The organism is Pseudomonas sp. AC463 (assembly GCF_979253585.1).
In genome coordinates, this window is record NZ_CEEDDZ010001072.1 from 1 (window position 1) to 242 (window position 242).

Annotated in this window: 1 pseudogene; it reads left to right on the forward strand. The window is 62.0% G+C overall.

Features of this window, described 5'->3' with window-relative positions:
- Positions 1-75 precede the first annotated feature (75 nt).
- Positions 76-242: pseudogene (locus AC0IYH_RS33560) on the forward strand (hypothetical protein); the annotation flags it as partial.

The window sequence follows — 242 nt, forward strand, 5'->3', positions numbered from 1 at the left end:
CCAAGCTGCCGTGCCGCTCGAACAGGCGTCGCCGTCCACCGTCGCCTGGCTGAAGAAACAACAAGGAGGCAAATAATGATCAACTCTAAATCCCTACGTCTGGCCACAGGCGTCGCCCTGCTCTCGCTCAGCGGTGTAGCCCTGGCGCACAACCCGATGTGCCAGTGCGAAGACATCGACGCCGAGAACATCCGCTGCACCGGCGGTTTTTCCGATGGTAGCGGAGCTGCCGGCGTGACCCT